Origin of the sequence: Amazonocrinis nigriterrae CENA67, from assembly GCF_016056305.1 — a bacterium.
GTDB classification, from domain to species: Bacteria; Cyanobacteriota; Cyanobacteriia; order Cyanobacteriales; family Nostocaceae; genus Amazonocrinis; species Amazonocrinis nigriterrae.
The window spans coordinates 83,549-96,040 of sequence record NZ_JAECZC010000004.1 but is presented as its reverse complement, the minus strand read 5'-3'; the positions used below and the strand labels follow the sequence as shown (position 1 = coordinate 96,040).

Annotated in this window: 8 protein-coding genes; 4 read left to right on the top strand and 4 right to left on the bottom strand. The window is 39.3% G+C overall.

Annotated features, from left to right (window positions below; genetic code table 11):
- Nucleotides 1–18 precede the first annotated feature (18 nt).
- Complete coding sequence (locus tag I8748_RS04155; protein WP_214662416.1) at nucleotides 19–750, top strand: PEP-CTERM sorting domain-containing protein; 732 nt, start codon at nucleotides 19–21, stop codon at nucleotides 748–750.
- A gap of 262 nt (nucleotides 751–1,012) precedes the next feature.
- Here the strand turns inward: I8748_RS04155 and I8748_RS04150 are convergent, their stop codons facing one another.
- Nucleotides 1,013–2,686: a GMC oxidoreductase gene (locus tag I8748_RS04150; protein ID WP_198123401.1), complete on the bottom strand. Its 1,674-nt coding sequence runs from the start codon at nucleotides 2,684–2,686 to the stop codon at nucleotides 1,013–1,015.
- Nucleotides 2,687–3,453: 767 nt separating this feature from the next.
- Between I8748_RS04150 and I8748_RS04145 the strand changes: the two genes are divergently transcribed.
- On the top strand, nucleotides 3,454–4,617 hold the full coding sequence (locus I8748_RS04145; protein ID WP_225896303.1) for a glycosyltransferase family 47 protein: 1,164 nt from the start codon (nucleotides 3,454–3,456) through the stop codon (nucleotides 4,615–4,617).
- A gap of 449 nt (nucleotides 4,618–5,066) precedes the next feature.
- Here I8748_RS04145 and I8748_RS04140 read toward each other — a convergent pair whose 3' ends face one another.
- On the bottom strand, nucleotides 5,067–7,010 hold the full coding sequence (locus I8748_RS04140) for a transglycosylase domain-containing protein (protein WP_198123400.1): 1,944 nt from the start codon (nucleotides 7,008–7,010) through the stop codon (nucleotides 5,067–5,069).
- A 341-nt stretch (nucleotides 7,011–7,351) separates the two neighbouring features.
- Entirely contained in the window at nucleotides 7,352–9,889 is a 2,538-nt protein-coding gene (ppsA, locus tag I8748_RS04135; RefSeq protein WP_198123399.1) for a phosphoenolpyruvate synthase, read from the bottom strand.
- Between the two features lie 489 nt (nucleotides 9,890–10,378).
- Between ppsA and I8748_RS04130 the strand changes: the two genes are divergently transcribed.
- The gene (locus I8748_RS04130) at nucleotides 10,379–10,630 is read left to right on the top strand and encodes a hypothetical protein (RefSeq protein WP_198123398.1); all 252 of its coding nucleotides are present in this window, start codon (nucleotides 10,379–10,381) and stop codon (nucleotides 10,628–10,630) included.
- A gap of 308 nt (nucleotides 10,631–10,938) precedes the next feature.
- Nucleotides 10,939–11,160: a Tn3 family transposase gene (locus I8748_RS04125; protein ID WP_198123397.1), complete on the top strand. Its 222-nt coding sequence runs from the start codon at nucleotides 10,939–10,941 to the stop codon at nucleotides 11,158–11,160.
- Here the strand turns inward: I8748_RS04125 and I8748_RS04120 are convergent.
- Complete coding sequence (locus tag I8748_RS04120; RefSeq protein WP_198123396.1) at nucleotides 11,081–12,388, bottom strand: glycosyltransferase; 1,308 nt, start codon at nucleotides 12,386–12,388, stop codon at nucleotides 11,081–11,083. The genes I8748_RS04125 and I8748_RS04120 overlap by 80 nt on opposite strands.
- Nucleotides 12,389–12,492 lie beyond the last annotated feature (104 nt).

Sequence of the window (12,492 nt, the reverse complement as noted above, 5' to 3'; positions counted from 1 at the left end):
TATTCCACATAAAACATCATGAAATTCTGCACTTTGAGCAAAAATTCAATTTTTCAAATCAGTCTTGTCAGCTTTGGCAGTTTCTGTGGTTTGGCAATGACTCCTAGTGCTGCTGATGCTGCTTTGCTTGACTTGGGCAGTTGGCAACAATTTGGAGATGTAACTACAACAGCTTTGGGTGAAGCTAAGTTGTCTAATAATGCTTTACAAGATGAAGATTTTTTAGCAGATACTAATTTTAATTACTCTGGCAATGCTGCTGGTTCTGCACGTCCTTTTCCAGATTTACAAGATTTTCTCGGTTTGCAACCCGAAGCACTGGATGTTGAAGGCGAAGCTGTGGAAGGGTCTGCGATTAAAAATACTGTGACTGTTGCAGCTGGTGATGTATTGCGTTTTGATTGGAATTTCCGCACTAATGAAACGCAAAATAAGGATTTTGCTTTTTTGTTAGTGGACAACACACTGATTAAGTTGGCAGACTTCACTAACGCAACTCAAGCTGACAGTCCTTTTGGGCAAAAAACAGGGTTGCGTTCTTATACTTTTAGTAATGCTGGAACTTACACCTTTGCTTTCGGTGTGGTGGATGTGGATGGTTTTGACACGACATCTGCTTTGGAAGTGACTAACGCTAGAATCGAAACTGTTCCTGAACCTACTACAGTTTTGGGTTTAGGGATGCTGTTGGCTTTGGGTGCTACTAAGCGGCGTTTTTTAGTCAAAAATTCGCCACAACGTAGGGTTTAAAATTAAGAGATTGTGTTGGGGACTTCCATTCTCAAAAATATCCTAAATTTTCTTGTGGAATGGAAAGAAGTTCCACCCGCCCTTGCAAACTTCAAAGTGTCCCCACCCGTCCTTTGTCTGAAGGGCGGGCAGGATGCCCACCCCACAATAGAGGATAATTTATTTGTTGGAAATACCTTCACTGATGACTGTCATCAGTCAACAGCTTTCTTTTGACCTAGACGCTACGCTTACACGAGTGCTTATACAATTTAAATGTCCATTAGCTGATAATTTCCGCTATTGGCTTTGATGCCATAATTGTTTTCACATGGTCTGCGAGCCTAATTGCTAAAGCCACAATGGTGAGTGTGGGATTAGCATAGCCTCCTGTAGGAAAAACTGAACTGCTGGCGATGAAAAGATTAGAAACGCCGTGGACTTGGCAATTTTTATCTACAACACCCTGTTTTGGATCATCATGCATACGTGTCGTTCCCATGTGATGATGTGTACCAGGATGAATTAAGTTTGGTAGGTTGCCATCTCGTTCAACTTGTAATTGACCGATTCCAGCACGAGCAATTTCTTCAGTGAGGATATCCTGTGTTCGCTTAATGTTGTGGATATCAATATCGTTCCAACGCCAGTGTAACTTGACTTGCTGACGACCGAGGCGATCGCGATCGCTAATTAGCGTTATTCTATTGTCTGGGTCTGGTACTTGTTCTGTTTGATGCAGGGCTTCAAACTCAACAAATCGCTTTTCATGACCTCGAATATACGACCAACCACCCCAAGCCAGACTAGGAATAAATGGTTGCTGTTTGCTAACTGCCCCAATAGCAGCAGGTAAGATATAATCAAGACCAATCATGAGATTTGTTAAGTGTTTCAGTACATCTTTACGGGCATCTGAATTATGTCTTACAGAAAGCAATGTTTTCAGCGAATTAATAGCTTTTAATTGATATGGTTTAGGGATGGGAAATAGCAATGTACTATTATTTAATATTTGTTCACGCCGCATCACTTCTTCAGTGAGAGTTAGCTTACCCATTACAGGTACATTATTTACCCGCCGTAAATCATATAAAGCTGTACGTTTGAAAAGGTCTGAATTAGCAGGAATTAATTTACCACAACCAACTAAAGGATGATCCATAAAGAATCTACCCACCAAATCGTTTTGATTGCCTAAACCAACTGTTTGTGTCTTGTTTGATAGCAATAGTAAACGTGCGGTTTCAATGCCACCGGCAGCTAAAATTACAACTTTGGTACGAACCCAAAATTGATTACCTGATAAACAACCTACTCGTAAGCGAGTTACAGTTTTGGCTGTTTCATCAGTTTCAATTTCCATCAAGTTAGCGTTGAGATAGGTAGTAATATTACTCGCTTGATTAATTTCTTCACGGTACTCATGGGTGAAGACAGCACGAGGGCCAAACTGAAACATGCTGGTGACGACATTACCAGCCAAGGGTAACTGAGGAGTTTCAGCATCTTCCCAAGCCTCAGCATGATAAGCAAAAGCTCCGAGTTTACAAATTGCTTGGGCGCGATCGTAGAATGGATCGAGGTGAGATTTTTCAAAAGGCCAGCCACTGTATGGTAGCCAGTCGCGTTTCTCAAAATCTATCTTGTCTAGAGGTACGTACCTAACACCAATTTGATTGTTACCCAATCGAATTTTCCAAGAGTTGGCTGTACCACCAAACTGAAAACGACGTTGTTCGTCTAGTCTGCCAAAAAGATTCCCTACACTTTCACCTTGAGAAAGTGATTGAGCATTTTTGTCAAAATCTATTCCACCACTTTCTAAAAGACAAACCCGGAAGTCTGCAAAGGCTAATTCTCGTGCCAAAGTAATACCTGCTGGCCCAGCACCAACAATGCAAACTTCAGTTTCAATAGTTTCATCTAGAGGTAGTGTACGTGCGTCAATTAACATTAATTACCTATAGCAATTCTAAATTATTCATGAAAAAGGAGATTTGGATAATTAGTTTCCTGGGTTCCTTCTTTCAATAAAAATGAATATGGCACAACTTAACTAGAATTGCCACATATCAAGAATGCTGTTTGAGTATAATTCAGTAGTGTATTTTAAATTACTCTACATTTAGTAATTTACTTTACTTGATAATTGTTTTTTACATAACAATTCATCTATAAGATAACTGCCCTATAACTATAGAATTATCAATATTTCAAGGTATACCAAGTACAAACTTTTTTTGTATAAAAAATACTTTATATTTCTCCAATATTAAATTTATGAAACTCAATCAATATTAACAAAATCGATATTTATAAAAATTTCATACATTAAATATTTGAATTTACCCTTTCTTTATAAAAAGGTTAAATAATTGCCGTTAAATTATTCTACTGAGAGAAATAATTTAAAAAAATTTTCTCTAGCCATGTGCATCATCATTCCGAAAATTTCAACAAAAATAAAACAGCTTATACCATTTCTATACGAAGACCCATAAAAATAACCCTACCGCTTGCAGCAACCCCCTCTGTCCTCCTGCCTTGCCAAGGGGGGATGAAAGGGGGGTGGAAGGTTGGGAGTGGTCAAAATAATGTGCAGCTTCACTGAGAATTGGTATGAGATAAATCCTATTAGAGTTGTGAACAAAGATGCTCTGTTTTATGTATATCTTAGACATCCAATTGTTCATATCCTCTTTAAGAAACCTGTAGCAGTTTTTGTTAACTCAACAAATCAATCCATATCTTGAAGAAGAAATCACTGATATGTCCGTAATTACTGCACTTGCCAATCAATATTATCTCTATGTCAGACGAGGACAACAACCGATTCCTTGGAATATATACGACACTCATCCACCGATTAACTTTGGCTTAACTACTTATTTTGGTAAAGTATTTCAGTCTATAGAGAAAAGTCTGAAAGTCAGTGGTTTAATATTTTATGTAACCTGGGATGAGATTGATGAACTGCCATCATATGGACAAAATGTTGTTGTTTTTGTATTAGGAGACGAGTGGTATCGCATCCCCAAATATGCTCACAAAGTAAGGGCAGTATTTAAATGTATAGGTACACGCCCTATCCTTGGATGTAATCCTCTTCTCAAGCCTTCTCTTCTCAACTTGTTGACACTGATTCAATTTATCAGAATCTTAGTTGTTTGCGTACCTGGTTTCCTAAATTATCATTGGCACAACTTCAAAAGTTTGCTATTAGGTAAAAATCCAATAACTCCTATCTACGATATTCCCTTGGGTTACAACAATTCCAAGGATATGCCAATTAAGAATATTCAAGAGCGTCTCTATAATACTTATTTTTCTGGCAGCGTAGTACACGTACCTTATCCTTTATGGTCTTTGAAGTACTGGTTAGGAACTCCAAAAAGTCTTGCTAGAAAACTCATGATAGCGAGTGTAAATAAGTTCAAGAGAAAAAATCCAGATTTTAAAGTTGAATTATCAATCACTGGTGGTTTTCGTAATAGAACAATTGAAGATGAACGTAGCTATTGCGAAATCATGATGGATACAAAAATATGTCTAGTTCCTAGAGGCACGTCTTTTGAAACAACTCGTTTGTTTGAGGCGATGAAATATGGATGCATTGTGGTAGCAGAAGCTTTGCCTTCACGGTGGTATTTGGATGGGTCGCCTATTATTCAAATCAAGGATTGGCAAGATTTGGAAGGAATATTAATAAATCTGCTGGACAACGAGCAACTTATGCAAGAAATGCACGAAAAGTCGTTGGATTGGTGGAATAATAAATGCTCCGAAACTATTCTTGCAGAGTACATTGTGGAAAAAATGTGCAGCAGCGTTCCTGTTTGGAAAAAACACTCAGCAGGTGTGTCTATGACTTTGACTCCACCCTAATACTATTTTGGATTTTAGATTTTAGATTTTGGATTGTAAAACTCAGTAGGGGCGGGTTTAAAAATATTATCAATATTAATTTAATGATGATCTGGGTGAACCCGCCCCTACCAGCTATCCATCTGTTCCAATCATTTTTCAAATTGGTAAAATCTACGAGTTAATGTGCATTTCAATTGCAAATTATCTGGTTAAGACTGTCATTATGCATTTGTATTTACAAAAGACACAGGACTAATGACTAATGACAAAAAACAACTAGATAAGTTATGCAACTTATACCAATTTTAAAAATAATTGCGACAGATTGATTTATAAAACCCGAATGCACAAGGGGATTCACAATCTAAAATCCGTCTTGGAAAGTTGTCAGGAGGGAAACCCTCCTGACAACTTTCCGCAAAATCCAAAATCCAAAATGGTATTAATTGTGTTTTACCTAACAACAGTTAATTTTGAGCCTTTTTAATTGATTTGGGGCGAGAAAACTGAGAAGGTGGCTTAAAGTTGTTGACTGGTACATTTTTAAGTGCCTTCTGCATAAAATCTTGCCAGATGGGAGTAACCATACCTCCGCCTGTGGCACCGTGAGCTAATTGTTTGTTGTCATCTCTTCCTACCCAGATGGCAGTTGTTAATTGTGGTACTGTACCTATAAACCAGATATCCTTCTCTGAAGAAGTTGTGCCAGTTTTGCCTGCGACTGGACGACCTTCTATAGCAGCACCTCTACCAGTTCCTTCTTTAACTACCGACTGCATCACATCTAAAATTGTGGCTGATGCCCAAGGGTTAAGAACTAGCTTAGGCTTAGGAGTATTATCTAGTAAGACATTACCACTGCTATCTTTAACACGAGCAATGAGCGTTGGGGGCGATCGCCAGCCATAATTAGCAAAGGTAGCATAAGCACTAGCCATTTCCAATGGAGTAACACCGATGGCACCTAATGGCAAAGAACTCACGGGTTCCATCGGACTCATAATTCCCAAAGTACGGCAAGTTTTTATAACTTTATCTATTCCTACCGCTTTGCCAATCTTCACTGCTGGCACATTCCGAGACTGTGCTAAAGCAGTACGAATCGATATTTCACCCTTAAAGGTATTATCGTAGTTGTGTGGAGAGTACAAACCATCAATATCAGGGTAGCTGACTGGGGTATCAAGCACCGTTGTATCTGGTGTAAACTTGCCGCTAGCAAAGGCAGTGTAATAAACAAACGGCTTAAAAGAAGAGCCTGGCTGACGCTGCGCTTGAGTTGCGCGGTTAAATTCGCTCTTTTTTGAGTCCACACCACCTACCAATGCTTTGACAAAGTGGGTACGTGGGTCAATAGCCACTAAAGCCATTTGATTGTTATTTAACCCTTGCTCTTCAAGAGTTTTATGCCATTTTTTGATAGTTTGTTCTGCCAGCATTTGCAAATCGGTGGCTACGGTAGTTTGTACCCGCATTCCCCCTTTAAGCACTGCATCACGCCCAAACTTTTTAATTAATTCCTGCGACACTGCATTGGTAACATAAGGAAAGAGACTAGCTTGAAATGACTTAATTTTACCAAGTTTAATTTCTTGCCGGAGAGCATCATCATATTCTTGCTTGCTAATCCATTGCAATTCTAGCATCCGTCCCAATACTTGCCTTTGCTTTTCTATAGCCAAATTCTTATTCACAAAAGGACTAAATTCTTCTGGGGCCTGAATTAAACCCGCCATCATTGCTGATTCGGCCAAAGTTAAATCAACAGCTGATTTATTAAAATAAGTCTGTGCTGCTGTTTCTGCACCATAGTTATTATGACCCCAATAAACCTGATTGAGGTACATTTCTAAAATCCGGTCTTTACTGAGAATTTGCTCTAGGCGAATTGCTAGTACCGCTTCTGCTATTTTGCGGGTAAAAGCACGTTTTTGAGATAAAAAGATATTTTTCACCAATTGCATGGTGATGGTAGAACCACCTTCATGCACACCACCTGCTGTCCAGTTCACTATCGCAGCACGTCCGATACCTCCTGGATCAATACCGTGGTGGTGGTAGAAATAACTATCTTCACTGGCTAAGACTGCGCGTTTTAAATTTGGGGAAATTTGATCTAGAGGAACATTTTTTCTGTTGGCTTCTCCATGTAAACCAACTAAAAGTTTGCCTTTGATGTCATAAATGTAAGTTGTTTCTGCGGGTGTGAAGTTCCGCATTTGTCCAACCTGTGGTAAATTACGGAAACTAATGGCTAAACCAACCAATCCTCCAGCGACAACAGAAGTTGTCAACATCGCGATTGTTAAGAGAGTACCACCAGTAATTTGTCCTACTTGTCTCCAAAACTCGAAACTAGGTGAAGTCTGGATTTGTGGTTGCTGTTGTTCAAAAGTTTCTGACGAAGACACGGTAATTGCACTTCCTCACTTGTAAATACAACTACAATTTATTTAGCGAAACTGGTGAAGTAATTTTTGGCAACTGTACCTTGATAGTTGCCAAAGTAAATAAATTGCTTGTCAAATAATCTGCTAACTTTGAGTAGAGTGTAGAAGATAACTACCTATTGTGATGAGTTCTAAAATATTACCCTCTGACTAAAGTTAGAAAAGATCAAGTCAAAAGTTAAGAATTAAATTTAACATCATCGCAATTTGAAAAAAGAATCCAACCGATACCTCTTTGGGGCGTACAGCTGTACGCCCCGGAGAGTCAATTAATGTATCGACCTGCAACTTTTCTACTATAATTAATGAGCGCGTTCTTCCGTGGCGGCAATTTCTAGTAGTATTTTGAGTGCCGTGTCCGGGTTAAGACTGATGGAATCAATGCCTTGTTCTACTAGAAAGCGAGCAAATTCTGGATAATCGTTAGCTGCTTGACCGCAGATACCAATTTTACGTCCGTACTGTTTGACAGTAGCGATCGCACAAGCAATACTTCGCTGCACTGCTTCATCCCGTTCATCAAACAGATGGGCTACTAACTCAGAATTCCGATCTATTCCTAGTGTTAATTGTGTCAAGTCATTTGAGCCAATGGAGAAGCCATCAAATATTTGACTAAATTCATCTGCTAGTTGCACGTTACTAGGTAACTCGCACATCACATAAACTTGCAAGTTATTTTCTCGCCGCACCAAACCACATTTTGCCATTTCTGCTAGCACGCGCCGACCTTCTTGGGGAGTACGGCAGAAGGGAATCATTAAAATGACGTTGGTTAAGCCCATTTGATTGCGTACTAGCTTCATTGCTTGGCATTCCAAGGCAAAACCTTCACGATAGCGTTGATCGTAGTAGCGAGAAGCACCACGCCAGCCAATTATGGGGTTTTTTTCTGTGGGTTCAAACTGCTTACCACCCAAGAGATGGGCGTATTCGTTGTTTTTGAAGTCTGAGAAGCGGACAATTACAGGTTTGGGGTAAAAAGCAGCAGCGATCGCACCTACACTTTGTGCTAATTTATCTACAAACAATTGTGCTTTGTCTGCATATTGAGCAGTTAATTCAGTAATTTTGTATTTGGCAAGTTGGTCTTCTAATTCATCGAAGTGAATCAACGCCAGAGGATGTACTTTAATTTGGTTAGCAATGATCAATTCCATCCGCACTAATCCTACCCCATTATTGGGAATATTAGTCAAGCCAAAGACTTCTTCTGGATTACTGACATTGAGCATGATTTGGGTTTGGGTGCGGGGTAGTTTCTCCAATGGCACTTCTTGGACTTCGTAGGGCAATAAACCTTGGTAAACCTTTCCAGTTTGACCTTCGGCACAACTAACGGTGATTTCTTGCCCTGTCTTTAAAATATTAGTAGCATTACCGCAACCAACGATCGCCGGAATTCCCATTTTCCTAGCAAGAATTGCCCCGTCACAAGTTCGCCCGCCAAAATTGGTAACAATAGCACTGGCGCGTTTCATAATCGGTTCCCAATTAGCGTCGATATGATTTGTTACTAACACCTCTCCTGATTGAAACTGGTGGAGTTGATGTATATCTAGAATGACTCTAGCTTTGCCTTGGGCGATCGTTTCACCAACGCTACTACCAGTCACAAGAGGATGGGGGGATGAGGAGAAATTATTCAAGAATTCGCTCCCCTGCACCTCTGCACCCCTGCACCCCTGCACCCTTGCTTCCCTGCACCCCTTCTCCCCTGCTTCCCCTACAAGCCAATAGCTACGCAGCACGTTTTCCTTCTTCTGTGATTGCACCGTTTCTTTCCGTGCTTGGACGATAAACAATTCATTAGTTAAGCCGTCTTTTGCCCACTCAATATCCATAGGTGTGTAAGTACCATACACTTGGGAATAGTGTTCTTCAATGATGCAAGCCCAGTTTGCCAGTTGTAAAATTTCGTCATCGTTAAGTGCAAATAGAATACGTTCATTTGTTGGAACGGAGATATTTTTAGTTAATTTGAAGCCTTCCAGGTCATAGACCATTTTAATTTCTTTAGTACCCAAGCCCTTTTTAATAATTGGGCGGTATCCCTGTTGTAAGGTAGGTTTAAATACTAAATATTCATCGGGGTTAACTGTTCCCTGGACAACATTTTCACCTAAACCGTAAGCTGCGGTAATCAGGGCAGCATCTTTAAAACCTGTCTCTGTGTCGATGGAGAACATGACACCAGCAGTTGCTAAGTCAGCACGCACCATTTTTTGCACGCCTACCGATAGGGCGATGTTAAAGTGGTCTAAGCCTTTGATTTGTCGGTAGAAAATGGCACGGTCTGTAAATATTGAAGCAAAACATTTGTGGCAGGATTCTAAGACAGCTTCTAATCCACGGACATTTAAGAAAGTTTCTTGCTGACTGTCAAAGTTAACATCGGGTAAATCTTGAGCTATGGCACTAGAACGGACTGCGACATCAGTATCAGCACCATAATTTTGGCAGAGTTTGTGGTAAGCAAGAGCGATCGCTTGCTGTAATTTTTGAGGCAAGGGAGTTTGCAGCATCAGTAGTCTGGCTTTTTTGCCACACTGCCTTAGATTTGTGAGATTCTCGACATCTAAGTTTACAAATATCTCTTTCAGTTTTGCTTCTAACCCTGTTGAAGAAATAAAACACCTATAAGCATGAGCAGTTGTGGCAAAGCCTGTAGGAACTTTCACTCCTTTGCGCCGCAATTGCTGCATCATTTCACCGAGAGAAGCGTTTTTACTGCCTACTAATGGGATGTCTGCAATCCCTACATTGCTCAAAGGTAAAACCAAGGCTTGTTCTTTAGAGATTGGATTTTTATTGTTTGAATGTACAAGTATTTCTAACATCCCTGTGAGTTCCATAAGAATCAAAATACTTAAAAGCTGTGTAGTAATTTAATTTACTTCTAAGTTTCACCCTTCATCTTTATAGGGAGTTAATTTGAGGATCTTGTGAGGATAAAGCTAGTAGGAACTTACATTCACATTTGGCATGTAGGAGAGACCAGAAATCTTGGGATCATTTGGTGTTGAAGAGCTAATGTCTTGTGAACTGCTTGAAATTGAGTCTAGCAACTAAGCATCAAGCATACGCTAAGTCTAAAACATCACTACTGTTAACCGTAGATGTAAAACTTTAAAACGCTATTTAAGGGTGATTACTTAATCAATTATGTATAAATATTAAAATAAATTGAATAATATGATTTTCTTCACAACTTCCTCATATTTGATAGCTATCCTCGAAGTATAAATAGTTCTTTGAATTACTGCTGGCTTGTCAACTGACCGCTTTCATATCCAACACACTTTTTTACAATCAGGGTTTCAAAAAATATGAATTACTGTCCTTGCTGTTCTGGATTACTTCTACAACATGTACGTGGTTCCGAAATCTCCTGGTTTTGCCGTCATTGTTGGCAAGATATGCCAGTATTTAGTGCAATTCATTCTGGTTCATTGGCAGAGGTTGTGGTAAATGAATTATCTACAAATCTTGAGAAAGTGGAAAATACCAATACCAGAAATTACAATACCAAGCGCAAAACTGTAACTGGCTGGATCGGGGTACAAAATGTGCCAGCATAAGACGACAAAATCGGGTTATTGCTCAACAAAGCTCAAACACATCTAAATTGCATAATCATCTGTCAGAGTAGTTGACCGATGAATAATCACAGTCATCAGTCATCAAACCCTAGTTTTCATCAAAATGAATCGTAAATGCATTCAAGCAACTGTTGTACATAAGTAGCTCAACCTAATTAAACGTGAAATGTCATTACTAGCGCAACGAAGTGTAGCGAAGTAATCGCAAAAACTCTATTTTACGTTTTTCAAAGTTGATCTACTTATTAACCGCTACAATGCTTTAAATCTTCCGTCAGTTTGGGGTGATGCTAAAATTGCCTCGGCAGATGGAACTAAGTACCTACACTAGGAAGAATTTACTGTCTGAGTACCATATTCGCTACGAAAGAGACGGGGGAATAAGCTATTCCCCCGTCTCTGATACCTATGTGGTCTCATTCAGCCAGTTTATTTATTGTGATACTTGCGACTATCATCCTGGCGAATTGAGTCAGCAGTGCGGGCAAATCTGGGCAAACGGGAGTTAATATGCTGGTAAAGCTTGTCTTCAAACTTTTCCATACATGCTGACCAATCAAACTTGAGTATGGAAGGACGAGCTTGTTGAGTCATCTTTGCTTTCAAGTCAGGATTCTCCAGAATAGTAATCACCTTTTGAGCAAAATCTTTTGGGTTATTAGGTTCAGCTAAAAAACCGTTGTAACCGGGAGTTACTTGTTCTGCGGTTGATGGGGCGAGTGCTGCAACTACAGGAGTACCAGAAGCAAGTGCTTCGTTATTTGTAGTGCAGAAGTTTTCACTCACAGAGGGATTCACAAAGACATCAGCACGAGCAAACCAACCTAACAGTTGTTTACCGTAAGACTCACCCCACATAGTAATACCAGAACCAAATTTTTGAGCGTGTCGCTGGATTTTGGAGTATAGGGGGCCACTACCGACCATGACTAAATGAACATCAGGAATTCTAGCAGCAATGAGTGGATATGCTTGTAAAAGTAGGCTGACATTTTTTTCTGCACTAATGCGCCCAACAAATAACAGGGTTGGTCGATGATCATCAGGAATTGGATCATAACAAATGTTTTGGGGATGAAATTTGTTGCAATCGACCCCCTGATAAGGAAGATATTCTCCACGCTGGAGTTTCATTTTTCTATATCGAGCAAGCTGTTCTTGAGAAGAAAAGTAATTGACATCATAAGCTTCACTAAAATGTTTGATCAGAGTAGGAATAATAGGACTAATCAAACAGAAAAATAGATCGCCTAAGTAATATTTAATATAGGCAATTATATCTGTATGGAAGAGAGTTATCGTAGGAGTACCAGTTAGCTTTGCATATTCACTACCAATGAGACGACCATAACCTTGAAAAAAAAATGAATAATAACCGATCATTTGTGGTGCTTCTTCAACAACCACAATATCAGGCTCAAAATTTAAGAGTAACTTTGTATCATTCCAGTAGGAATAGTGCAATGGTACAGGAAGAGACTTATAAAAAATTAGTGGTTGAGTTGGATAAGTATAAGAAGAAAAATTGGAGAATGATTGAACTTCTTCAATACCCGGTATGGAACGCTTAAAAATCTCTTGGGAATATAATTCATTAACTCCAGGATGGATAAGAAAGACTTCATGACCCTGTTGTAATAACCATTTAACCCGTTGATGTACTCCTATCGAAATTCCAGATAAAAAAGGCGCGTATAATCCTGTAATAATCGCAATACGAAGACGTTGCTTATTCATGATCATGATACCTAAATTACTTTGTATTTTGAGGTAGGGCTAAAATCATAACTTCACTAATACTAATTTTCTGCAAAAATGCGCTTAATAATTACCTACCGTTG

Bases quoted from the DNA above. Each gene is read 5' to 3' on its own strand.
- I8748_RS04155 (WP_214662416.1), top strand. From the start codon at position 19: ATGAAATTCTGCACTTTGAGCAAAAATTCAATTTTTCAAATCAGTCTT.
- I8748_RS04120 (WP_198123396.1), bottom strand. From the start codon at position 12,388: ATGAATAAGCAACGTCTTCGTATTGCGATTATTACAGGATTATACGCG.
- ppsA (WP_198123399.1), bottom strand. From the start codon at position 9,889: ATGTTAGAAATACTTGTACATTCAAACAATAAAAATCCAATCTCTAAA.
- I8748_RS04125 (WP_198123397.1), top strand. From the start codon at position 10,939: ATGCTAAAATTGCCTCGGCAGATGGAACTAAGTACCTACACTAGGAAG.
- I8748_RS04130 (WP_198123398.1), top strand. From the start codon at position 10,379: ATGAATTACTGTCCTTGCTGTTCTGGATTACTTCTACAACATGTACGT.
- I8748_RS04150 (WP_198123401.1), bottom strand. From the start codon at position 2,686: ATGTTAATTGACGCACGTACACTACCTCTAGATGAAACTATTGAAACT.